The organism is Poriferisphaera sp. WC338, from assembly GCF_050931845.1.
GTDB lineage: Bacteria > Planctomycetota > Phycisphaerae > Phycisphaerales > Phycisphaeraceae > Poriferisphaera.
The window spans coordinates 1539562-1564392 of the sequence record NZ_CP194516.1 but is presented as its reverse complement, the minus strand read 5'-3'; the positions used below and the strand labels follow the sequence as shown (position 1 = coordinate 1564392).

Sequence of the window (24831 nt, the reverse complement as noted above, 5' to 3'; positions counted from 1 at the left end):
CATGATAACATTACGACTCATGTCTCGAGTGCCGATCATACTCGCAGCTATTTCATTTTGTGCTTTCTTGAACATCTCCCATACCGCTTATGCCGAACACATTCTGGTTTTTCTACTCGGCGGCCAATCAAATATGTCTGGGCATGGTCATTCTGAAGAACTCCCGGACAAGCTGCTTCATCAATCTGAGATCATACTGTTTCACGACACCTCTGTTCACAGCGGCCACCCCGTGGACCGATGGCAGATATTGAAGCCCGCCGGTTACGTCGGCTATGATCCACCGCGTTTTGGTCCAGAAATCGGACTTGGATCTGTTCTCCATGCACAACTTGGCAACCAATACAGAATCGCATTGATCAAGCACGCTACCGGCGGCACAAACCTTCATGCCGATTGGCACCCCGGCCAATCAATAGATGACACAACTAACTTTGGGCCTGAGTTCAGTGCGATGATCCGCACCACCCAACGCGCCATTGAAATCCTTGAAGATCAAGGTCACGCCGTCACGCTCGGCGGCATGTTCTGGGTTCAAGGTGAAGCCGACGCCAACGCCAACGCCGGCCAGCAGTATGAACCAAACTTGCGACACTTCATCGCACGTATTCGTGAACAGTTCGATGTTCCGGAACTACCATTTGTTTACGCGCGTATCCTCCCGTACACCTGGCGAAAAACTGCCAAGGAAGTGCGTGCCGCCATGACCAATATCGACCAAGATGCCGAGCATCCTGCCGCAACGCCTGGCGCTTTGATGGTCCCAACCAAAGGACTGGAGACACACGAAGACCAGATCCATTTCAATACGCCAGGCATGCTTGAATTGGGGCGACGTCTTGCAAACAGTCTCTTAGCACGGTCTGAATACATCCAATCACTCATATATGATGAGAAAGACTAATCCAACCTTCCAAGCATCACATACACAGTAAAAGAGATCATTAAGAATCATACAACCTAAGCCGATGTGCTTACTAATCACCTTAGATTGCGATTAGTTCCGATAGTTTTAGACGAGCACACACAATGCTATGCGAAATCGTCATCAACTCGAACTTGACCCTTCGCCTATTCACATTAAATGATGCTCCAGAACTTGCTTCACTTATCCAAGCTAATTCCAATCACCTCTCCCCTTGGTTTATCTGGGCATCAAAAATCTATAGCACTCAAGACGCAGAAAAGTTTATCCGTAAATCTCAAGAGGCCTACGAAAATCGTCAGAAAATGCACCTCGCAATCATCTATCACAACCAGATCATCGGCGGCACTGGCTGGGAATACTGGCAACAACAAAATGATCCTAAACACCAACTCAGCACTGCTTCCGCCGACCTCATCTATTGGCTTGATGAAAGCGCCACAGGCCAAGGCATCATCCATCGCACACTCACCGCTCTACTCAACCACGCCTTCCATGAACGCAACCTCCACCGCATCACCATCCGATGCGAGCCCGACAACACCCGAAGCTGCCGCGTTGCAGAAAAACTCGGCTTTAAACTTGAAGGCATCACTCGTCATGTTGCACACTGGCAAGATCGCTGGATAGATCTCCGCATCTACGCCATGCTTGCTGACGATTGGCCCCCTCCCCAAACAGCCCAAGATTCATCCCACAAATAAAAAAGGCGACCATTACGGCCGCCTTGAATACTTAAATCACTCAAATCAAATATCATTATTTGTTTGAATTTTTATTATTGGCGTTATCGATCAAACGACGCTCAATATTAGTCATCATATTTTTATTAATCTTGGGAACAATGAAGCCGCCCTTCCACTCATTGCTCTTATTATTACAATTGCTGCCGTGATTATTGCTATTATTCATAATATATTCCTTTTGGTAATCAGCATTTTAATGGACACATACTTTTGGTGTCACAGAAAACACGGCCAATGTTATGCCGCTCATTACCATCTAAGCAATACACTCGATTATGCTAAAGCGGTCATGATCATCCGATGGTCATCCCCCACTTCCCTACGGGCACAGCAATGCCGAATACCCCTTACGTGTCTATCGTCCTACCTTCTGGCGCAATCATCATACCTGTACTCGTCAAAAAGAATAAGCTCACCCCAGGAATCTGTGTGCACATTACCGTCGTTCCATGCAGTAAGCCCGCTAACTGATGTACATACGCACACAAGCCCTTTTGCCTTAATCTATAGACCAATCGTTCAATCTGTTCGCCCGTTTGTATCGGCACATCCAAAGTTAAACCTTCCTTATGCAATTGTTCATATGACATCCGCTGGTATCCGCGTTTCTCGTCATAAAGCTGAAGATCAAATCGTACACATCGTTCATACCGCGGCTCCCCCGTGACTCGCTGCAAATCCTCTTCAGCTGCTCTCTGTCGCTCATTCGGATATGCTTCAGCCCCCGACATAATTTGTAGTGCCTCGTAGACCGCCCGCCTGATCGCTACATCAGGATACAACGACGCACCAAATCCCGGAGCCGGAATGCGGTGTTCATGATGATACTTCCTAAACACTGCTCCAATCACCGGCACACCCAAGTCTGTTGTCGCATCAATCAACATACACTCATCACCCAACCCCTTCTCAATCGCCTTTACCTCTGCCTTAAGATCTGCCGGCAAACTTGCCTTCTCAATCACCGGCAACGCCCCCGCGTCATCGGCATAAAAATACCGATACAACAACCGACCATGACCATCCCGTTCAATACCTTCATTAATCCCGTGTAATACTGCATCTTCTACATTCATCCCCGCCGCCACACCACTATTGCTCGCATACTTTGTCATGTAAGCATACAACTCAAGATTTTCTTCTTGGCATACATATGCATTCCGCAACAACAAATCCGGCAACCATAGGAACGAAGGCAAATAAACATGTTCATCCTCCTGCCCATATCGATCAAACCTCGCACAATACAACGACTGCTCCGGAAATGCTTCCAGTAATCGCGTCGGCAAATAATGTTCGAGCCCCGACTGTGCTGCAATGGCTTTTATCCCCATCTCCCGCATGGCCTCAGGCTTCGGCAGATCCGTCACCCCATACAAATGTTCCAATGCTTCAAACAGCGCCCCCGCCAACGACAACGGATATCGCCCCTTCCCTGTCCCGCGCGCCATCAACACACCAGCTTCATCAAATAACCGCGCCTCATAGATCGGCACATATCTGCCATACTGTGAAACTTCACACTGATAGCCCAATGCAGCAATATCCCGTTTCGCCGCCTCAATCGCCTCAGCGGCCTTGACGCTCCGTTCCTGCTCTTGATCGTGAATCGTCTCACTGGCTGCCATTTGTTTCATATCAGACTTTAGGCTGCCCATCGCCCTTTCTCTATCCTCCCCCGATAAACCGATTACCAACTGTATAAATCCCCCGCTCCTACGCATTCAATCCATTGATGAACCCGCCTAATTAAGATAAACTCTTGCAAAACAGGGGTATTAGCGGCCCAATGCCTTGCATGTGCATCTCAACGCAATATATGCCGCAACCTAGGCCGACAGACACTTTCTTCAGGATGGACTCGATCATGAAACACATCTTCACCACCGCACTTTCCATCACACTCATGCTCTGCCTGACAGCATGTAGCACCCAGCCGATCTCTTCCTTCACCGGCTACTCCGACAACTGGAAAACACTTGAAAAACAGCATGGCCCAGGACTCATTGCCGACCCTGCATCACCCATTCCCGATGTTCCTGCTCCCATTGGTTTTAAGCCCATCCCCGAGCATTGCAACGTCGTCACCGACGGCTACTACCGTGTCGTCAACCACCTGTATCAAGGCAAAGCCAATCTTGCTGAAATGGTGCAATACGCCAAAACCTATATGGAAGCGGAAGGTTGGCAGCCCATCGACCGCATCGATGATCTCGCCAGCAATACTTCAGTCATCAACTTCCGCAAGGGTGCTGAAAATCTCAGTGTCCGCATGACCAAACGCTTCGCCGTTGCTTCCATGTACATCACCATCGAACCCCAGAACACCGCCGCCATGGGCACACCTCTCCCCGACCTCTCTACACAACCCGTCAAAACTGGCTCTAACAACCAAAATGACCAGCAAATCCTCCCTCAAGCCGTCACCAACAATCAATAATCCCTCTCTGCTAGTCAGTCAGAGCATCATCTAGCCCTCATCAGGACAGGCCGGCCAGAAAACGCTAAAATCTCTCGATCTGCGATCCGGATCGCGCCTTACCGCACCGGCCGCACCCCGCAACTAACCGCTAAGCAAAGATATTGGACCGTGTTACATGGATGATAAGCATCGTACAGAACCAAAGTTTCGTGACGAAGAACTGCAAGACGCCATCGATCGGCTGTCGATTTTCTGGGAGAAATTCGGCTCGATCATCATGATCGCACTTATCCTCGTTTTAGGCAGCTACGCTGGCTATAACTGGTTCAAACAACGAGCTGCCAATGCCCATGAAGAATCATGGGCTTCACTCGTTAGTACTAACAGCCCCGCCAGCCTCGTCGCACTTGCCAAATCCACCAGCAACGATAGCATCAGCACTCTTGCTTATCTCCGCGCCGGTGACGGTTTTCTCGCTGAAGGCTCCATACCACCCAACGCCGAAACCCCCGAAGATAAAATCGCAGACAACCTTCAAAAAGCCGCTGACGCCTACAGCAAAGTCATGCAGCTTTCTCAAGAACCCGCCTTCACCATCAACGCACTACTCGGCCTCGCAGCCGTTGCAGAGTCGCAAAACGATTGGGCCGCCGCAACAGCCAACTATGACAAAGCGATCCAAGTCGCAGGCAACGCCAAACTGGATGCTCTAAAGACGCAAGCTGAAAAGCGCAAGTCACTCCTGCCCGGCATCCAACCAGCCATCGAGTTCGCACCCGAACCTCCCCCCGTTGCGGCTGAACCACTCGTCGAAACCAAACTTGAAACTTCGGCAACTCCCGAAGCCGCAGCACCAACAACACCCGCAGAAACAATCCCTGCCCCCACAGCACCTACCGAATCGCAACCCGCTCAATAACCTCACCGCTCAAAACACAAAACCCATGCCCGGAAACCTCCGGGCTTTTTCTTTAACACACAATCGCATCTAACCACAAGATAGACACCATGTCCAAGGCCATCTACAGCCAATCCGATGGACCCTTCGATGACGAACTCTTCGAAGAAATGCCCGATGAACTCGAAGGCGGTGAACGTCTCCGTTACGTCCTCTCTAAAAACTCCGCACTCCGCGTCGACAAATATCTACAAAACCGCCTTAAAGGTATGTCCCGCCACCAGATCCAAAAGCTCATCGCTCTCGAAGGCGTCCTCGTCAACGAAAAAGTCGTCAAGCCCAGCACCAAACTCAAAGCTGGCGACATCCTCGACGTCATGGTCCCACCCAAGCCCACCGCCGAGCTCAACCCCGAACCCATCCCTCTCGAAATCCTCTACGAAGACGACGGCTTCATCGTCGTCAACAAACAAGCCAACCTCATCGTTCACCCCGCACGTGGCCGACTCTCCGGCACACTCATCAACGGACTCGCCTACCACTTCCAAAACAACGACACCTTCCGCAACGACGGCACCGCAGGCTCCACTGGCCTCTCGCGTGTCGGCGAAGAAGACGCACGCCCCGGCGTCATCCACCGACTCGACAAAAACACCACCGGCGTCATCGTCGTCGGCAAACAAGAAGAACCGCACTGGCTCATCGCCAAACAATTCGAAAACCGCACCAACCTCAAAGTCTACCTCGCCGTCGTCCACGGCTGCCCCGAGCCCGAAGGCGGCGTCATCAACGAGCCCATCGGCAAACACCCCACCTATCGCGAAGCCATGGCCGTCCGCCACGACTCCACCTCAAAAGAATCCGTCACCATCTACCGTGTCCGCGAACGCTACCAAGGCTACTCACTCGTCGAACTCGAACTCAAATCCGGCCGCACCCACCAAATCCGCGTCCACATGCAATACATCGGACACCCACTGGTCGGCGACATCATCTACGGCGGCGAACCCGTCGGCATCCCCGAACTCGACAACCCACCCCTCCCCGCAGGCGGCCGCGCCAACCTCACCTATGCACGTGACAAAAACGAAGGTATCGCACTCGAAAACGCAGCCACTTCCCGCGATGACATGATCATGCACACCCCCGCCCTCCACGCGGCCATGCTCGGGCTCCAACACCCCATCAATAAACAAGACATGCTCTTCACCGCCCCCGTCCACGCGCCTTTGCACCGCCTGATCCGCGAACTCCGCAAACGCCCCGGCCCCGGCCCCGTCGTCACCTCCGGCACACATCTCGACCTCTCACAAGCCATCCCCGACACCGACGACGACATCACAACCCATTAAGCGAAATACGCATTCACTATGCTTTCATAACTACTCTTCATCATAAAATTTAACGCACCCAGTATAGAGAACTTCTTGAATACTTGGCCTTTCCCAAGATTGCCCCATGCTATCAAACGAGCAATCTTCCACACGACCTCCTGACCAATACTCTTGCGAAACTCTTTCGTAAGTTTCATTTGTGATCGAATGCGGTAATCGTAAAAAATTAATCCATGAGGAATCGTGTGTAGAGAAAATATATTCGCCAACTGTATAAACTCTTTTGAGGACTCTATCACCAACATGATCTTCTGAATATCCATAGTATTCATAAGCAATTTTTTCAGAAGATAATAAGTACAATGCTTGCAATCTGGACGGGTAATGAGAGTATTTTTGTTCCCGAAATTTTTCTAATTGATATTCGGAAAGATATGATTTTATTTGACTCGAATGAAATGGCGTCACAAACCCTGGGTCAAAATCTGGATTAGGAACAAATAGTAGATTCTGATCCTTACCCTTTCGAGTTTCCCCCGAACAAAAACAATTCGCAAATCTCATGTTATGAGAAACCAAAAAATCAGCCGGGTTAATCCAAACCCAAAATCTCTTACTGATTCCCCGTAAAATAAATTGCCCATATTTGCCCTCGAAAACTAGTTATTTTTGATCCTTCCCCTTCCACGGCACATCCGCCACCCCCGCCAAATCATTCGCCCGCCGCGCAAACGCAAAAAGCAAATCGCTCAGCCGGTTCAAATACTTAATCACATGCTCACTGACTTCTTCATGCCGGGACAGCGCCACACACAGCCGCTCCGCCCGCCGGCAAACCGTCCGCGCCACATGCAAACGCGCCGACAACTCACACCCACCCGGCAAAACAAAATACTTCATCGCCGGCAGCTCATCACACACCTCATCCAACCAAACTTCAAGCACCTTCACATGCCCCGCATCAATCGTCTGGATCACCCCCTCCGCCCTTTTGCCCCCCGCATTCTTCTGATCCGCCGGCGGGCGCGACAAATCCGCCCCCAACTCAAACAGCCGCGACTGCACATCCGCCAGCCGCCCCTTCATCATCTCATCCCCACACCCCGCCCCCGCCAACCCCACAAACGCATTCAGCTCATCCACCGTCCCATACGCCTCCACCCGCAGCGAATCCTTCCCCACACGATAATTCCCAAACAGCCCCGTCGAACCATCATCACCTGTTTTTGTGTATAGCTTCATGCCCATATTCTAGCTACAAATATGCCTGCGCGCAGCATCATATACCCGCATCGCTCATCCTTTTAGCACGTCAGGCGTCTAGCTTTTCTTTGATTTTGATTCCGTTTTCACCTTCCGCACCGCCCCCGCAATGCGTTTCTTTCCAAGCACGTGATCAAGCACATCATCCACATCCGCTGCAAAAACAAAATCAATCTTCTTCCTCACCTGCGGATCGATCTCTTCCAAGTCTCGGTGGTTATCCTCCGGCAAGATCACCGTCGTCACACCCGCTCGCGCTGCCGCCAAAGTCTTCTCTTTCACCCCGCCAATCGGCAGCACCTTTCCACGCAGCGTGATCTCGCCCGTCATCGCCACCCCTTGTTTCACAGGCAAATCAAGCAATAGCGACACAATCGCGCTATACATTGCCACACCCGCCGACGGCCCATCCTTCGGCACCGCGCCCGCAGGCACATGAATATGAACATCACGATTTTCAAGCCGCGTCAAATTAAATCCAAACGTATCCGCCCGTGACTTAAACACACTCATCGCCGCCGACACACTCTCCCGCATCACATCACCTAACTGCCCCGTCAATTTAAACTCGCCCTTACCCGGATACGACGTCGCCTCCACAAACAACACCTCACCGCCTACTGTCGTATACGCAAGCCCCATCGTCACACCCGGCACATCAATCCGGATATCATCCTCACGCACATATTTCTCCGGCCCCAGCACCTTCCGCACCTTCGCATTATCAACCACATACTGCTTCCCACCCCGACGACCCGGTGACTTGCTCGCCACCTCTGCCGCAATACCACGACACACCGCGCCGACCTGACGCTCCAACTCGCGCACACCAGCCTCACGTGTGTAATTCTCAATCGTCTTCTTCAGCCCACAAGCCATCCACTTACACAGCTTCCGCGTCAGACCATTCTCCTTCAGCTGACGCGGCACTAAATACTTCCGCGCTATCGCCAACTTATCATGATCCGTATACCCCGGCACCTCGATCACTTCCATACGGTCCTGCAGCGCCGGCGGCACGTTCCCCATATAATTCGCTGTCGCAATAAAAATCACCTGCGACAAATCAAACGGCACATCTAGATATCGATCCACAAACGCATTGTTCTGCCGTGGATCCAATACTTCCAACAAAGCCGACGCAGGGTCACCTCTAAAATCAGCACCAAGCTTATCAACCTCGTCCAACATCATCACCGGATTGTTCGTCCCCGCACGGCGCAACTCCTGAATGATCCGTCCCGGCATCGCGCCAATATACGTCCGCCTGTGCCCGCGAATTTCCGATTCATCACGAATCCCACCAAACGACATCCTCGCAAATTTTCTTCCCAACGCATCCGCAATCGACTGCCCCAATGAAGTCTTCCCAACACCTGGAGGCCCAACTAAACATAAAATCGGCCCGCGGTTTTTCGGATTCAATTTCCGCACCGCCAAATACTCAATCAGTCGCCGCTTCACCTTATCCAAGCCATAATGATCGCGATCAAGAATCTTCTGCGCACGCGCCAAATCCATGTTGTCTTCAGACTGCGTCTTCCACGGCAACTCACCCAGCAATTCCAAATAATTGCTGATCACCGAATACTCTGGTGACGCTGGCGGTATCAGTTCCAATCGTGTCAACTCGCGCAGCGCTTCCGACAGTACTTCATCCGGCGGGTTCGCATTCAACAACTGATTTCGCAACCGATCCACAAACGCCGCATCATCATCAACTTCCCCCAACTCCCTTTGAATCGCCTTGATCTGTTCGCGCAAGAAAAACTTTCGCTGCGAATCACCAATCGACGATTGCACATCTTCCTGAATCTTGTTTTGCAATTGCTGAATCTCAAGCTGCATCGACACATGCCGGTGCACCTGACGAATCCGCTTTGCCACATCAAGCTCTTCAAGCAAGTCCTGCTTCTGCGCCACATCAAGATTCAGATTCGCCACCAGAAAATCCGCCAAGCTAGACGGATCATCAATATTCATCAGCACCGTCACCGCTTGATCCGGTGCACCTGGTGTATGTTCGATCAACTGTCGCGCTTGATCCTTTAGCTGCTTAAATGCAGCCTTAAACGACTTACCCCGCGGCCCCTCCGATTCCTCACACTGACTTACCTTCGCCTTCAAGAATGGTTCGTGCTGCTGAATCTTCTCAATCCGAACACGACTCAAACCATGCACAATAATCTGTACCGTATCGTCTGGCTGGCGGATCAACTTCAACACCGACACCGCCGTTCCCACCTCATACACATCGTCTGGTGTCGGCGTCTCTTGATCTTCATCCTTCTGCGTAAACAGTGCGATCACCTTCGATTCACCCAACGTCTGATCAAGCAACTTCAAAGATGACGGTCGCCCTACCGCGATCGGCATGATCGTCCCCGGAAACATCACCATCCCGCGCACTGGCATGATCGGGATCTCTGCAGGAATCGCACCCACAAGATCAACCGCTTCTGGATCACGTTCTTCCAACTCAATCATCAGTGACGGCGATGCAATGTTCTCTGCCGACGCCACCTTCTTTCGGCGCACCTTCCCCTTACGACCAACAGCTTTCTTTGCCGCCGACTTACGACGTGATCGCTTGCCAGCTTTTAGTGTTGGTGTCTTCTTCGCAGAAGTTTTTTTGCGTGTTGTTTTTTTACGTGAGGCTTTTTTACGTGGCACGAAACAATTCCAACTTCAAGTGAACCAATGGGACCCAATCTTATCTTCATTTAGGTTAGCTTAAATCGCCCAACTTTGCTCGGCGACTTACCCCAATCACCTACGGTTCTGCAAAGTTTTTTCTGCGCTATTTCACAGGCAGATGAATCCACAACAAACCCTCGCGATACACACTTCCAACCCGGTCAAGATCAATGTCGGATGGAATCCTGATGCGTTCCGAAAATGGACCATAATCAATTTCCATCCGCACGATACGTATCTCACGACCATCTTTCAGCTTTGCCTTATTCATCACAGTTTCTCCCCCGATACTCTCAAGCTCAGCCGAAACCGGGTCCGGTGCTGCGCGCTGTCCGCTCACGCATAAACATCCTCGCTCAACCGAGACACATAACCGCTTCCGATCCACACCCGCCAAATCAACACACACCACGACACTCGCTGCCATTTGATACATGTTGATCGCTGGAGACCATACCTGATCACCCGTCACATGGCCCACTGTCTGCGACACAACACCGCCAACCCGCTGTGCTCGCCGCTTTCCCGAAACCAAACCCTTGCTCATCGTGTGCCCCTTTCTGATGGATCGTAGCACCGCATACATAGCGGCGCGCTTGATCTCCCCTCATCACACACCATATCCATACACCAACCCAATCACCCCATTCTATATCGGCGTATCGCCCCAGAATTGACAAAAGCCACTTCGGTACCTTTGCAATCAGGTCCACATACGCAGCCAAACCTATTTCGCATACCTCACTTTTCCCTCTATAATGGAATATTCTGCCGCCGACTTTCATTTGCTTATAGGATGCTCTAAAATTAGAGTTGTTCTAATTTTATGTGTGTGAACCTAAACCCGCCTCGGCAAGTATTAAGTTCTGCACGCGGCAGGTGAGGTAATGCGACCTCATATGACGAACAGACCCCCACCTGTATACATGACCCCAAGAAGGTGAACGATATGACCAGCCAGAGCGCAACCGCAGCTCAAGCCATGCCAGATGTCCAAGGCAGCGAAGACAGCCGCCAGATCGCCATCAACAAAGTAGGCGTTAAAGATATCCGCTACCCCATCACTCTCAAATGCCCAAAAACCGGTGGCACACAATCCACCGTCGCCAATGTCAACATGTACGTTGGCCTGCCCCACCACCAAAAAGGTACGCATATGAGCCGCTTCCTCGAAGTGCTCAACAAACACCACGACTCCATCCGCTCAGATCAGATCATGGACGTTTGCCACGAGATGAAGAAACGCCTCAATGCAGAAACCGCCCACCTCGAACTTACTTTCCCTTACTTCATTGACAAGCAAGCCCCCATCACAGGACAGCTTGGCAAACTCGACATTGAGGTCAAATTCACCTGCACCAGCAACCACCACGACGACATGATCATGGAGATCCTCGTCCCTGCGACAAGCCTCTGTCCTTGCTCGAAAGAAATATCAGAATACGGCGCACACAACCAACGCTGCCATATGAGCGCCCAAGTCCGCCTACGTGACGGCCAAGCTATGTGGATCGAAGAGCTCTTCGAGATGGTCGAACGCAGCGCCAGCACCCAGGTCTTCGCTGTCCTCAAACGGCCAGACGAAAAATACGTCACCGAAGCCGCCTACGACAACCCCAAATTCGTCGAGGACATCGTCCGCGATCTCGCTCGTGAAATGGAAAAAGAAGACCGCATCAAGTGGTATTCGGTCAGCAGTGAAAACTTCGAATCTATCCATAATCACAACGCATATGCGGTGGTCGAACGCGACAAGGATGAATAAACACCCTTACCTAACCACATGAAAAGCCTCAGAAATGAGAATAATCCAAAAGCTGTTGCAGCACTGCAACGGCTTTTTTCGATATCATGAGTACCATGAGCTTAAACATACAACATCAAAATCAGCAACCGAACCTCCCCACCGGCGCTATCCTTAAGATCATCGCCGTCATTGCCGTCATCGGCGCCATCGTCCTTGTCGGGTCGTGGTCATTCCGAACTGTCCCCGCTGGACACGTCGGCGTCGCCACACTCTTTGGCAAGATACAAACCGAACCCTACGATGAAGGACTCCACTCTTTTATCAACCCGCTCTACAAATGGACCATCTATGATGTCCGCGAAAAAACACACTCCGAGAAAGCGGGTGTCCCTTCACAAGACCAACTCACCACCGACCTCGATGTCTCAGTCCAGTACCGCATCAACAAAGCCATGGCACCACAAATCCTCGGCGACACCGGCAACGTCGATCAAATGATCCAAGTCCACCTTGTCCCCAAAGTTCGCAGCCTCCTGCGTGAACAAGGTAAATCCATCAAACGCGCCGAAGACTTCTTCCTCGAAGAAACACAACAAAGCCTCCAAGATTCACTCTACACCGGACTCAGCGAATACCTCACCCCCAAGGGCATCGAAGTCAAAGCTGTCCTGCTTCGCGATATCCGTCTCCCACGTTTCATTACCCAAGCCATTGAGAAAAAGAAAGAACGCGAGCAAGCCGTCGAGCAACAAAAAGCGGAACTCGAACGCTTCCGCATGGAGCAACAAGAAAAAGTTGCCCTCGCCGAAGCCGAAAAGGCCGCCGCAAATTCAGAAGCTGAAAAACTCAAAGTCCTCGCCGACGCCAAAGCTTACGAGATCGAGCGCATCAACTCCGCCATCGCCAACAACCCCGCCTACATCCAACTCGAAGCACTCAAAGCTTTAGAGTCCATCTCCAAAGACCCCGCCGCCAAACTCTACTTCATGAGCGGCGACTCTCCCATGCCACTTCCCCTGATGCATATGGGTGATACCACCGCCAAAAATAAACTCGTCCCACGCACGGTTTCTGACCCACAGCGTTAAGGATGATCTAGGTATAAAATCACGACTCAAAAGCCGGCCAACTCAGCCGGCTTTTTTCGTGTAACATCAGGCTGGGCAACACGTACCAAATCGTTATACTTTTGACATGAATCAGCAGGCCGCGGGTGAAACAAAAACAAAACCGCTTTGGCGCAACGGTAGCTTCACACTTATGTGGACCAGTACCGCCGCTAGCGGCTTCGGCGACCGAATGATGATGCTTGCTGCCCTCGCACTCCTCGGTGGATGGGTCGGCGACGACCGCGTCAACGTACAAGCATCCGTCAACTTCTTCTTCTTCCTTCCATACATCATTCTCAGCGTTGCAGGCGGTTGGCTTGCCGACCATCTCCCCCGTAAATGGCTCATGCTCTTCTGTGATGAAGCACGTGGTCTACTCCTCCTTCTCGGCTTCTTCCTCATCGCACGCGCCAACGGCATCGCCGCAATACCTGAATCTGAATACTGGCAAATCTGGGGTATCGTCGCGCTCGTCGGAAGCATGGCCGCAATCTTCAACCCAACCCGCAACGCTTTTGTCCCGCAGATCGTTACCACTAAACAACTCCAACCCGCAAATGCCATCGTCCTTTCCCTCACCGTCATCGCTTCCATGATTGGTGTTGTCGTTGGCGGTCAAATCATTAACCCCGATGCCGTCGGCACCGTGCGACACGGCCTCTTCATGGGCGCGCTCTTCTACCTCATCTCAGGCACCTTCTTCGCCTTCATGAAGCCCCGCCCACACATCACCATCGCCGACACACAAGACCAGCCACGCAAACGATCCTTCAAACAAGGCATCACCTACATTACCACTCACCACAAAGTCCTCTTCCTCATCATCCTCAACATGATCATCTGGGCCGCCGCCATGGTCGTCTACAACGCGGTCATCTCTCTCACCAAACCGAGCTTCGGGCTTATTGCTCCCGACATGCCCCCTCAACAACAACAGCAAGTCTATACCTACCTCTCCGCCGCCATCGGACTCGGCATGCTCACTGGTGCAGGCGCTGTCGCATGGATTCGTACCCGCTACGAATCCGACATCGTTCTTCTCGGCGGCCTCATCTTCGCAGGATTCTGCTCCGTCTTCCTCGCACTCTCTCCCACCATCGCCATCGCACTCGCCATGGCATTCGGCGTGGGCTTCTTCGGCAATATGTCCATCATCTCCATGATGTCCATGCTCCAAACCATCACACCCAACTACATCCGTGGCAGAGTCATGGGCGTTAACGCCATGCTCAACACACTCACCAACGTCACCGTCAACCTTGTCATCTGGCAACTCCCCGACGCAGACATCCTCGTCGTAAATAGTCTCTACGTCTTCGGCGCCATCCTCATCCTCTGCGGCATCATCGGCCTCTACAAAAAGCTCCCTACCGGCCCACTCCCACACCCTCTCATGAACGCACTCATCCGCATCTGCCGCATCTATTCCCTCGTCTGGTTTAGACTCAAATGGGAAGGCCGCGAAAACATCCCCATGCAAGGCGCCGCAATTATCGCCTCGAACCACACCATCGCCACCGACCCCTTCCTCATCCAAAGCTGCTCTCCACGCTTCATCACATGGATCATGCTCGAATCTTACCGCTTCCGCATCATGGAATGGTTCTGGAAACTCATCACTCCCATCTTCATCACCGACAACGGCTCCGACTCCGTCAAACTACGATCCGTTCTCGCAAGACTCAAAGAAGGCGAATGCATCGGCATCTTCCCCGAAGGCAAACTCCAGCGTAAAGTCCGTCGACTTGCTGAATTCCAACCCGGAATCGCACTCCTTGCTCGCAAAACCGGCGCGCCCATCATACCCACTTGGATCGAAGGCACTGCCCGTAAACAAAATATGCTCCTCCATTTCTTCACTCCCTGCCGCGCCACGGTTCGCTTTGGCAAGCCGATCCACATCCCACCGCAAATGAAGCGCGACGACATTCTTGAATTTATTGAATCACATATGCGTTCTCTTGCTACCGAACCCGAAGACCCTGCCCCTGAAATCAGCGGCAATCTTCAATCCGTCACCTAATTCTTTCGACAAAATCTTTCTCGATTGGGAGATCTTTCATGGCACGCGCCGTCACACTCTTTACCGGACAATGGGCCGATCTGAAATTCACTGAAATCTGTAAGCAAGCATCAGCATTTGGCTACGACGGACTCGAACTCGCCTGCTGGGGCGATCACTTCGATGTTGATCAAGCTGCGAAAAGTGACAAATACTGCAAAAACCGGTGGGAGATTCTTTCTGACCACGGGCTATCCGCCTACGCCATATCCAACCATCTCGTTGGGCAGGCTGTTTGTGATCTCATCGACGAAAGACACAAAGAAATCCTCCCCGCTGATGTCTGGGGTGACGGTGAACCCGAAAGCGTCCGCAAACGCGCCGCCAAAAAACTTATTACTACCGCCAAAGCCTGCCGCCGCTTCATGAACAATAAGCCTGGCCGCAAAAACAAAGATGATTTTCCCGCTGTCGTTAATGGCTTCACCGGCTCAAGCATCTGGCACACCATCTACGCCTTCCCGCCTACCTCGCAAAAATTCTGGGATAAAGGCTTCAAAGATTTCGCAAAGCGATTCACACCTATCCTGAATGCCTTTGACAAACAAAATGTCAATTTTGCACTCGAAGTCCATCCAACTGAAATCGCTTTCGACATCGTCACCGCCGAGCGTGCACTTGCAGCAGTCAACCACCACAAGCGTTTTGGCTTCAACTACGACCCCTCGCATCTCGCCTACCAAGGCGTTGACTACGTCCGCTTTATCCGTCAATTCGCCGACCGTATTTATCACGCACACATGAAGGATGTCTGGTGGGGTCATGGCGACGGCACCATTGGCGTGTTCGGTGGGCACACAGACTTTGCGAACCCCAGCAGATACTGGGATTTCCGATCACTCGGTCACGGCGACATTGAATTCGAAGATATCATCGTCGCCCTCAACGACATCGGCTACGCCGGCCCACTCAGCGTCGAATGGGAAGACTCCCGCATGGACCGCGAGCACGGCGCCACTGAAGCCTGCGACTTTGTCCGTGCGATCGACTTCAAGCCGTCCAATATCGCCTTTGACGCACAGTTCGACCGCTAAAACTTCCAGATTGTCTTCGTGCTGCAAATATTGGCTCGATAACTGCCAAACATGCGAATCACGCCCAGCAATACTCGGCAACACGACCTCTGCAAGGTAAAATTCAATTATGAATACCGCATGTTTCCAAGTTATGACTGTACTCGCACAAAGCGGCAAAACGGTGCCTCCACCAAATGATTCATCCTACTTTTTTCTGGTATGGGGTATCATTCTCATCGGCATTGCGATGGTGTTGTTTGTGTTGGAGGTGTTACTCCCTACCGCAGGGATCATCGCACTCTTGTCCGGCTTATGTCTGATTGGTGGGATCGTGATGTTGTTTGGTTTCAATACCACCGTCGGCCTGATCGGCTGCGCACTGACACTGCTCGCGCTACCGTTCTTATTCGGATTTGCAATTAAGATTTGGCCACATACCTTCATCGCCAAAATGATCACACTGAAAAATGAAACCAACCGTTCTGAAGAACTCGATTTACCCGTATCCGGAACAGACATTCAACAAGGCATGAAAGGCACCGCGCTTACACCACTGCGACCTGTTGGCACGTGCCTCATCGAAGGTGAGCGTGAAGAATGCATCGCGAACGCTGGGATCATTGAAAAAGGTGCTGAAATTGAGGTCGTGCTCGTCGACGGTATGCAAATCAAAGTCAAAGCAATCACGCCAGAACCAACAGCCTAATGCCAATATCTTAAATCCAGCAAACCGTGTACAAAAAACAACCCCTCAAGTACGAGGGGTTTGTTGTTATCTCTTGTGATTTTCTATGACAGAATCAGGAAGCCATCGCTTCGGCGCGCTCTCGCGTGGAACCGACATCATTGATACGGATGCCGAAATTCTCTCCAACCTTGACCGCACTGCCTTCACCAACAATCTTGTTGTTAACGAGTAGCTCAAGACGTTCATCTGACCCTTTTTCCAACTCAAGGATCGCGCCAGGTGCGAGCGTGAGAATCTCGTCCATAGTAATACGGCGGCCGCCGATCTGAACAATCACGGGCACTTTCAGCTTCAGGATGGTTTTTACATCCGTGGACATAGCTGTATGTTTATCGACGTTCTCCATCGGCAACCTGCAACACACTCCGATAACCGCATGCGGACGTTCACATCACGATGCGATCGCGTTCACGAATCTGGTGAAACACAGGCTGCCCCCCAGTAACATAACTTCTTACTGAACAACATATTCAGCATACCTACCCTCGTCCTCCCCTGTTTGCGAACGCTGGCGATGCGTCTGCAGACCTATATTCTATCGGTCAATTCGGCACGCTAAGTGCAAACCCCGCGTCGAATTACTTGCCGCCATCAGCAAAGGCACACTCTGCGAGATCAATCGCCTTCGCTAGTGCTGCCGCTTTGTTGACCGTTTCCTGATGCTCTGCATCTGGGTCTGAGTCATACACGATCCCACCGCCGGCTTGTAGGTGTACCTGCCACCTGCCCGCACTCTGATCCCGTGTCACGACCATGGTCCGCAGTGCGATCGCCATGTCCATGTCCCCGGTGAAGTTCACGTACCCTGCTGCCCCGGCATACGGGCCACGACGCGTTTTTTCCAGCTCATCGATAATCTGCATCGCCCGTACCTTCGGTGCGCCACTCACTGTTCCTACCGGCAACGACATCCGCAGCGCATCCCAACAATCACGTCCCTCATGCAGCTTCCCAGTTACCGTCGAACTGATATGCATCACATGCGAGTAGCGCTCGATCTCCAGCACGGCGGGCAACTCCACCGAACCTGCCTCGGCAATCCGCCCCACATCGTTGCGCCCCAGATCCACCAACATCACATGCTCTGCAATCTCCTTCGGATCAGAAAGTAGATCTCTTTCCAAGGCTTGATCTTCATCATGCGTGCTGCCACGTTTGCGTGTTCCCGCCAACGGGCGATTGGTTACCTCACCATCTTTCACATGGCACAAAATCTCCGGCGATGAACCTACCAACATCGCACCTTCAATCTGTAAATAAAACATATACGGCGAAGGATTCACCACTCTAAGCGCACGATAGATATCAAACGGATCAGCTTGCGTGCCAATCTCAAAACGCTGCGATGGGACAATCTGAAAAGCATCGCCGGCCTTGATATATTCTTTAGCTTTTTCAACCGCTTCTTGATAACCACCATCACCGAGCGAACTGATCGGCAACTTACGCGGCGGCGAACTCAAATCAATATGCCCGCCCGAAAGCAAACCTGTTTCCGTGCTTTCAATCAGGGCATGGCCGGTGAGCTTATGAGTAACTTGATCGAGTTGCGCAACACCTGCTTCATAGGCTTTGCGGATCGAACTGTACTCATCAACCAACACATGTGTGATGACAAGAATCACCTTCTGTACGTGGTCGAAAGCGACCAAATCGTTGTAGAGCTGCAGATGTAGGTCCGGCAGATCACGATCATCCTCTGGCGGATTGCTTAGCTTTTCGGGTTCGAGATAACGAACTGTGTCATAGCCGACAAGACCCACCCAGCCGCCGGTGAAATCCGGGAGCTTCATCGCCTCAGGCGGATCGATGAGTTTCCAGCTTCCCGTAAGCCTGCGAGCTTCCATCAGTGGGTCATCACTCTCAAACTGGCGAGACAACCCCATCCCAGCATGATCACGAATCTCCATGTCATATCGGCGAGCCACAATCTCAACCATCGGCTGCGAACCGATGAAGCTGTAGCGCCCGATACGATCCCCATCAACCACAGATTCAAAAAGGAAACTTGGCGCCTCACGCGGCTCGTCACGAACCAGTCTGCGATAAGCCAAAACAGGTGTCAGCGCATCACTGAACAAACGACGGCACATCGGCACGAGGCGTTTTTGCTCAACCTCGCATTCCTGTTGGGCCATCGCCTCGAAAGTCTCAAAATCAGGTAATTGGTAGGACATGATTCGATCCAGATTGACAAGATGAATGTTCAAGAATTCAGCAGCACCGTAATACTGCATAACAAAAGTGCAGGGCTTAACCTTGCCAGTAAACCTGCCAGAACACTTTCAATCTGAGCAAACGCTGTGCCATCACTGGAATCAATCCTGTAACCATGAAGTCGCGGATCGCATTGAAGACGCCCCGAAAGAATCCCCCCGCCTTGTTTCCTATTCTATCAGAAAACCATGATCAATCGTCGAGAGTTTCGCTCTCAATGTTGGCTGCCTCGCCTTTGAGTTTCTTCTCAACATAGCGCTTCAGCCAACTTTCCCAGGTCTTACCTGCGGCAGGGTCTTTACCGGAAAAAGTGAGCTTAGCGATTTCGCTGTAGAGCAGCCTCTGCTCGGCTTCACCCTTGAGCATCATCGTCGCATACGGCTTAGCGGCTTCGCCATCCCGGTTATAAAGATAGCCCGTAAAAGACTGACCGGACGTGGTTTCTATGGTAACATCACCTCGGTAGTCGAACGCCAGGTCCACCGCTTTGCGGCGCATCGTGTCGTCGGTCAGTGGCGGGATTTGCCCTTCCAACGACTCGGACGTGGTCTGTTTGTTCTGATCTTCCGGGGTTTGTGGGGGATTCTGTTCGCTCATGGGAGATAGTTTATCCCGTTCGGCTAATGTCCGCATCCCAGCCGCCCGAAACCCTCCATATGACGCACCTTAGGGCCACACGACGATGAATATCAACCGCTTTTTCGCCCATCACAAGATCTCAGATAACCCCTTTGCTGCAGAAGAAGCGGGGCTGGACCCGGTTTTCAACAAACTCATCAGCAAGCCACCCATCCATCCGGATTTCCACAAAATCCTCGGCCCGCTCGATACCCCTTCTACCTCCATCGTCTTCGGCGAGAAAGGTTCGGGCAAAACCGCCATCCGTCTCCAGATCGAAGAACAAATCCAGGAACACAATGCAGCACAAACTAGCGGACGCGTTCTAGCCGTCACATATGACGACCTGAATCCACTGCTGGATAACCTCCTGAGGCGCCGCCGCCAAAACGCCAAAGCTGTCCTTGAAAACTTCCGACTCGAAGACCATCAAGACGCGATCCTCTCTCTCGCGGTGACGCAGCTGGTCAATAACCTGACTCACGACAAATCAGTACCAACCAATCCCGATCAAAAGAAAAAACGTAATCTGCGCAAACGTCTCTCTCGGCAACAGCGAGCTGATCTTGCGGTACTTGCAGCGTTGTACGATCAACCTGTTACAGGCTCGTCATTGGTGCGATGGACCAAGCTCGCGGGCTCATTACGTGTCACAAGATTGATCCGATCAAGCGCGATGCTAGTGCTGGCTATTGTCATGACACTGGTCGCCCTTGGATTTTGGGGCACATTTCAGTTTATGGAAGAACCGCCAATCTGGGTCTTGCCCGCATTGGGCATTTCACTAGCTGGCGCGATCTCGCTTTGGGGCTGGCTCGTGTTCACACAATTCACCTCGTGGAACCTCTCGCGCAAAGTGCGAAGGGAAATGCCCGCGATCAATCACACCGGCTCTGAGTTACGACAGATGCTCTTGTCGCTCAGCCCCAGTGACCTGCAACATCAACCCTTCCCACTACCATCACCAGATGATGGCAACTTATCCGACGCACGGTATCAACTCACCCGTCGCCTCATTAACATCATCCGCCAACTCGATTACGCCGGCATGATGGTCTTGCTTGACCGTCTTGATGAACCCACACTCGTCTCTGGTGACGCTGACAAAATGCAGGCCATTCTCCGCCCAATGCTCGATAACAAGTTCCTCAAACAAGATCATGTTGGCATTAAGCTCTTGCTCCCGCTTGAACTGCATTACGCCATCCGCCGCGAGTCTGCCGAGTTTTTCCAACGAGCCCGCCTCGACAAACAGTCCATGATCGAACGCCTGAACTGGTCCGGCTCCACACTCTATGATTTATGTAACACACGGCTAAAACTTTGCATGACATCTGATAGCGCCGATGCAGAATCAAAAGAAACCTCTTTGATTGATCTCTTTGCTGAGGATGTCAGCCGCGAGATGATCATTGATGCTTTGGATCAGATGCACCAGCCGCGTGACGCTTTCAAGTTCATCTATGCCGTGATACAAGAACATTGCCGCCTTGTCTCAGATGAAGATCAAAACTTCAGAATCGCCAAGCTTACACTAGACACTATCCGACGGGCACAGGCTCAACGCGTACAAGAATTCTCGCGCGGACTGGCTCCCGGCTAAGCACACAGATTTTTCTTAGCCACCCCCGAAAACCAGAAGTTTCATAAAAATGCTTGCTACTTAGTGCAATTGGGTTTTATCATAAGTGCACGGTTTTTGTGCATCAGTGCTCGGATGCATCATTTTCATGCAGATCAAGGATGATCACCCATGCCTGTTTTTGACTTCATCACGTCTTTTTTTCGTATAACCAGCGTATTTGGGTATCTGTTTCTCCTCATGCCTGTTCTGGCATGGCTATTGCATTTGCACTTACGTGTAGCGTACCGTGTTGCCGCCATCCGTACGGTAGGTATGCTCTGATTGGGTCCACTCTTTTTATGATTAGGAGTAAACGATGAACTTCACGGATATCAAAACAACACGCTTGCTGGCCATGTCATTGGCCGCCGCAACCTGCCTTAGCTCCGCTGTGTTCGCACAGGAATACAAGCAGGAGGACGAGCAACTCATTCCAACATTCCGTCCCGGCGAGAACCTCTCCTTCGAGGCAGGCATTGATGTCACCACGGCTTACTTTTACCGTGGTATCTCACAAGGTCGACAGAACTATACGGGTGCTATCATCCAGCCATACGCCAGCTTAGACCTCGGCCTTTACGACGATGAAACCGTCACCGTCAACGGGCACATCGCCACATGGAACAGCTTCAGCACCATGAACCGTCCTGCGGGCAACAACAACGCATGGTATGAATCTGACATCGCCATCGGCTTCACCATCGGCCTACCCAAAGATAACCTCGCACTCGACGTCACCTACATTTGGCTTGAAAACCCACAAGGCGGCGCAGAGTTTAACCAGGAAATCGATATCTCACTCGCTTACGACGACTCCGAATTCTGGAGCACCGTCGCGGAAACCAAAGACATCCCCGGCTTCGAAGGCTTCCAACCCTACGCTCTCCTCGCCTATGAAACCAGTGGTGCAGCAGACGCGATCGCTGAAGATAGCGGCGTCTACCTTGAGTTCGGCATCGAACCATCCATGACACTGATCGATTCTAAAACATTGCCGATCACATTTTCACTTCCGGCACATGTCGGACTCAACGTCAGCAACTACTATCAAACCGCACCTGGCGATGACAGTGATTTCTTTGGCTACCTCGATGTGGGTGCGAAGCTTTCCGCACCGATGACTTTCATACCAAAAGAATACGGCAACTGGGATATGTACGTTGGTGTTGACTTCCTGATCTTCTCTGATCAACTCCGCGAAATCTCAAGTGCTGCCGGCACCGGTAACTCCACCGTCCAAGTCATCGGCACCTTCGGTATGAGCATGAGCTTCTAATAACCATTTTACTTATCTCCATTCAACACGATGTTCGAAAGGAGGTCATACAAAATCAATTCGTAATCATGTACACTGGGCCTTGGTTTCAAGGCCCTTTTTATTACCTATCTATCAATGTCAACCACGGCTCAAGACAGCCCCTCGGCGCATCCGATATCAAAAAAGCATACCGACCCACCCGTAGAAGGATCGCTCTGATGAAGATTGCGCACATCACCGACATACACCTCCGACAGCATATCCCTGGCAACGTTGCGCTCGCTGAACGCCAGGTCCGCCGCATGCCAGAACTATTCCCGCAAGCTCTTAAGCAGATACAAGATTGCCAACCTGACATTCTCATTATCACTGGCGATCTTCTTGATGCTCCACTGAGTTGGATCGATGCAGATAAACTTGGCAATCTTGAAGAAGAAAATCGCGAAGCAGCTTTACAAGATTATCGCCTACTCTATGAGATACTTGAAGATCAAGATCTGCCGTATGTAGTACTAGCTGGTAACCATGACTTACAAAGCGCGATGTGGAATGTCTTTCCGCAAAAAGATACTGTTCATTGCGATGGTTTTGATTTCCATCTGTTTCACGATGACGAAACCGAAAACCACATGCCGCAGCGTCTCGACGATCAACTCGAAAGGTTTGAAGCCACACTTGAAACACACGACGAATCTCCACAGATTCATGTCCAACACTACGTGCTCACGCCATCCATCCATGAAGGCTATCCACACTCATACAAACACGACCGGACACACACGCAAAAAATTGATGATTCCGGACGTGTGATCCTTAGCCTGTCCGGCCACTTCCACCCAGGTACCGAACTCATTCATCTCAAAAATACCTATTTCACCACTGGACCAGCCTTCTGTGTTGCACCCTTCCCCTACCGTATCTATGAGATTGATGACAAACATGTCACCATGCAACAGTTCGATCTCGGTATAGACTAATGATCGATTAGACATCTCACGCCACATACATTACGCACCGAGATACTTGGCGTAGATCCCCTTCGCTTCCGCTGCATCTGTCGTCCCCTTCACCAGTGCTCGCCCGTCTGCAAACACGATCAATTCATACCCCTTGCCCTGTTCCTGAAGCTTCGTACGAAGCATAAAACCGTTGGACGAAACATCACTCACATCGGAAAGCCTTTTCGATATTTGCTCAAAATCAATTTTGATTGCTCCACGCTTTCCTCCCGGATAAACCTGCACTGCGTCCCGTCCGCACAGACTCGTCGTTCGACTGCCAAACTTCCCATCAAGAAATTCAAATTCGCGTTCACCACAACAAACGCAATCATCTTCCCCCGCAAGTGCCGACACATCAATCTGCCCGATACGGTTTGACCACACGTCTACATGCAACATTTTTCGGTTCACCGCAAACCAGTTGCCGGTCAAAATCTTGATTACTTCGGCGCACTGCCAATTCGCCATCAGACCTACCATTGGTCCTAGCACGCCCGCCGTATCACACGTTGGCATACTTCCCGGTGCTGGCATGTCACTCTGAATGCACCGCACACATGGCCCCTCTTCTCTCACTTCTTCCCAGGCACTCTTACCACTCTCAGTCCTCGGTAGCACCACATACCCCGTTCCGCTCGTCGCTACTGCTCCGGCATAGACATACGGCTTCCCCATCATCACCGCCACATCATTGAGTAAATACCTTGTCTCAAAATTATCCAACCCATCCACAATCAGATCAATCTCTCGCCCCTCGCAGTCCGGCCAATCCCCCGACATAATATCTTCAACATTCTCGTGGTTGATATCCGCCACCACCGCCTGCACTAACACCGTGCTGTTAATCACCTCCAACTTACGTTTCGCCGCCACAGCTTTTGGCAAACTATCCCGCGCATCCGCTTCATCAAAAAGTACCTGCCGCTGCAGATTGGTCTCTTCAACATAATCCCTATCTACCACCACCAGTTCGCCCACCCCCGCCCGGCAGAGCATATTTGCAATCATACCGCCGAGCGCACCGCACCCCGCCACGAGTACACGCGCTTGCCCCAGCTTTTGCTGACCTTCTTTGCCAATCCCACCCAACAACATCTGCCGCTGATATCTATCCATGTTCATAACTCAATCATACCCACCAACATC

22 protein-coding genes are annotated in these 24831 nt (G+C 51.5%); 13 read left to right on the top strand and 9 right to left on the bottom strand.

Annotated elements, in window-relative coordinates; genetic code table 11:
* The first annotated feature begins 1 nt into the window (after position 1).
* Both ACQ6WK_RS06385 and ACQ6WK_RS06380 read left to right on the top strand, forming a co-directional pair.
* A complete protein-coding gene (locus ACQ6WK_RS06385) occupies positions 2 to 904 on the top strand; it encodes a sialate O-acetylesterase (RefSeq protein ID WP_432799909.1) in 903 nt (300 codons plus the stop codon).
* A gap of 125 nt (positions 905 to 1029) precedes the next feature.
* Positions 1030 to 1629, top strand: coding sequence for a GNAT family N-acetyltransferase (locus ACQ6WK_RS06380; RefSeq protein WP_432799908.1), 600 nt, complete (start codon positions 1030 to 1032; stop codon positions 1627 to 1629).
* Positions 1630 to 2018: 389 nt separating this feature from the next.
* On the opposite strand, the gene ACQ6WK_RS06375 is transcribed toward ACQ6WK_RS06380, so the two are convergent.
* Complete coding sequence (locus tag ACQ6WK_RS06375) at positions 2019 to 3329, bottom strand: YcaO-like family protein (RefSeq protein WP_432799907.1); 1311 nt, start codon at positions 3327 to 3329, stop codon at positions 2019 to 2021.
* 209 nt (positions 3330 to 3538) lie between these two features.
* Here ACQ6WK_RS06375 and ACQ6WK_RS06370 point away from each other — a divergent pair, with 209 nt between their 5' ends.
* From ACQ6WK_RS06370 to ACQ6WK_RS06360, 3 genes are all read left to right on the top strand, one after another.
* Positions 3539 to 4111, top strand: coding sequence for a hypothetical protein (locus ACQ6WK_RS06370; RefSeq protein WP_432799906.1), 573 nt, complete (start codon positions 3539 to 3541; stop codon positions 4109 to 4111).
* 157 nt (positions 4112 to 4268) lie between these two features.
* Complete coding sequence (locus ACQ6WK_RS06365) at positions 4269 to 5012, top strand: hypothetical protein (protein ID WP_432799905.1); 744 nt, start codon at positions 4269 to 4271, stop codon at positions 5010 to 5012.
* A gap of 89 nt (positions 5013 to 5101) precedes the next feature.
* Positions 5102 to 6343: an RluA family pseudouridine synthase gene (locus ACQ6WK_RS06360; protein ID WP_432799904.1), complete on the top strand. Its 1242-nt coding sequence runs from the start codon at positions 5102 to 5104 to the stop codon at positions 6341 to 6343.
* Between the two features lie 30 nt (positions 6344 to 6373).
* On the opposite strand, the gene ACQ6WK_RS06355 is transcribed toward ACQ6WK_RS06360, so the two are convergent.
* The 4 genes from ACQ6WK_RS06355 to ACQ6WK_RS06340 form a co-directional block, all read right to left on the bottom strand.
* A complete protein-coding gene (locus ACQ6WK_RS06355) occupies positions 6374 to 6889 on the bottom strand; it encodes a hypothetical protein (protein WP_432799903.1) in 516 nt (171 codons plus the stop codon).
* 99 nt (positions 6890 to 6988) lie between these two features.
* Positions 6989 to 7567, bottom strand: coding sequence for a cob(I)yrinic acid a,c-diamide adenosyltransferase (locus ACQ6WK_RS06350; RefSeq protein ID WP_432799902.1), 579 nt, complete (start codon positions 7565 to 7567; stop codon positions 6989 to 6991).
* Positions 7568 to 7645: 78 nt separating this feature from the next.
* Positions 7646 to 10261: an endopeptidase La gene (gene lon, locus ACQ6WK_RS06345; RefSeq protein WP_432799901.1), complete on the bottom strand. Its 2616-nt coding sequence runs from the start codon at positions 10259 to 10261 to the stop codon at positions 7646 to 7648.
* A gap of 127 nt (positions 10262 to 10388) precedes the next feature.
* On the bottom strand, positions 10389 to 10832 hold the full coding sequence (locus tag ACQ6WK_RS06340; RefSeq protein ID WP_432799900.1) for an Hsp20/alpha crystallin family protein: 444 nt from the start codon (positions 10830 to 10832) through the stop codon (positions 10389 to 10391).
* A gap of 402 nt (positions 10833 to 11234) precedes the next feature.
* On the opposite strand from ACQ6WK_RS06340, the gene folE2 reads away from it, so the two are divergent.
* From folE2 to ACQ6WK_RS06315, 5 genes are all read left to right on the top strand, one after another.
* Positions 11235 to 12050, top strand: a complete 816-nt coding sequence (folE2, locus tag ACQ6WK_RS06335) for a GTP cyclohydrolase FolE2 (RefSeq protein ID WP_432799899.1) — start codon at positions 11235 to 11237, stop codon at positions 12048 to 12050.
* 95 nt (positions 12051 to 12145) lie between these two features.
* The gene (locus tag ACQ6WK_RS06330; RefSeq protein ID WP_432799898.1) at positions 12146 to 13120 is read left to right on the top strand and encodes a prohibitin family protein; all 975 of its coding nucleotides are present in this window, start codon (positions 12146 to 12148) and stop codon (positions 13118 to 13120) included.
* Between the two features lie 106 nt (positions 13121 to 13226).
* Entirely contained in the window at positions 13227 to 15164 is a 1938-nt protein-coding gene (locus ACQ6WK_RS06325; protein WP_432799897.1) for an MFS transporter, read from the top strand.
* A 38-nt stretch (positions 15165 to 15202) separates the two neighbouring features.
* Entirely contained in the window at positions 15203 to 16237 is a 1035-nt protein-coding gene (locus ACQ6WK_RS06320) for a sugar phosphate isomerase/epimerase family protein (RefSeq protein ID WP_432799896.1), read from the top strand.
* A gap of 109 nt (positions 16238 to 16346) precedes the next feature.
* Positions 16347 to 16925, top strand: a complete 579-nt coding sequence (locus ACQ6WK_RS06315) for a hypothetical protein (RefSeq protein ID WP_432799895.1) — start codon at positions 16347 to 16349, stop codon at positions 16923 to 16925.
* A gap of 94 nt (positions 16926 to 17019) precedes the next feature.
* On the opposite strand, the gene ACQ6WK_RS06310 is transcribed toward ACQ6WK_RS06315, so the two are convergent.
* From ACQ6WK_RS06310 to ACQ6WK_RS06300, 3 genes are all read right to left on the bottom strand, one after another.
* Entirely contained in the window at positions 17020 to 17313 is a 294-nt protein-coding gene (locus ACQ6WK_RS06310) for a FliM/FliN family flagellar motor switch protein (RefSeq protein WP_432799894.1), read from the bottom strand.
* A 232-nt stretch (positions 17314 to 17545) separates the two neighbouring features.
* Entirely contained in the window at positions 17546 to 19144 is a 1599-nt protein-coding gene (trpE, locus tag ACQ6WK_RS06305) for an anthranilate synthase component I (protein ID WP_432799893.1), read from the bottom strand.
* A 232-nt stretch (positions 19145 to 19376) separates the two neighbouring features.
* Positions 19377 to 19781, bottom strand: coding sequence for a hypothetical protein (locus tag ACQ6WK_RS06300; RefSeq protein ID WP_432799892.1), 405 nt, complete (start codon positions 19779 to 19781; stop codon positions 19377 to 19379).
* 85 nt (positions 19782 to 19866) lie between these two features.
* Here ACQ6WK_RS06300 and ACQ6WK_RS06295 point away from each other — a divergent pair, with 85 nt between their 5' ends.
* The 3 genes from ACQ6WK_RS06295 (at position 19867) to ACQ6WK_RS06285 (ending at position 23661) form a co-directional block, all read left to right on the top strand.
* The gene (locus ACQ6WK_RS06295) at positions 19867 to 21405 is read left to right on the top strand and encodes a hypothetical protein (RefSeq protein ID WP_432799891.1); all 1539 of its coding nucleotides are present in this window, start codon (positions 19867 to 19869) and stop codon (positions 21403 to 21405) included.
* A 337-nt stretch (positions 21406 to 21742) separates the two neighbouring features.
* Positions 21743 to 22702 carry a hypothetical protein gene (locus tag ACQ6WK_RS06290; protein ID WP_432799890.1) on the top strand — a complete coding sequence of 320 codons (960 nt, stop codon included), beginning with the start codon at positions 21743 to 21745 and terminating at the stop codon, positions 22700 to 22702.
* 200 nt (positions 22703 to 22902) lie between these two features.
* Positions 22903 to 23661 carry a metallophosphoesterase family protein gene (locus ACQ6WK_RS06285; protein ID WP_432799889.1) on the top strand — a complete coding sequence of 253 codons (759 nt, stop codon included), beginning with the start codon at positions 22903 to 22905 and terminating at the stop codon, positions 23659 to 23661.
* Between the two features lie 30 nt (positions 23662 to 23691).
* Here the strand turns inward: ACQ6WK_RS06285 and ACQ6WK_RS06280 are convergent, their stop codons facing one another.
* Complete coding sequence (locus ACQ6WK_RS06280) at positions 23692 to 24807, bottom strand: ThiF family adenylyltransferase (RefSeq protein ID WP_432799888.1); 1116 nt, start codon at positions 24805 to 24807, stop codon at positions 23692 to 23694.
* Positions 24808 to 24831 lie beyond the last annotated feature (24 nt).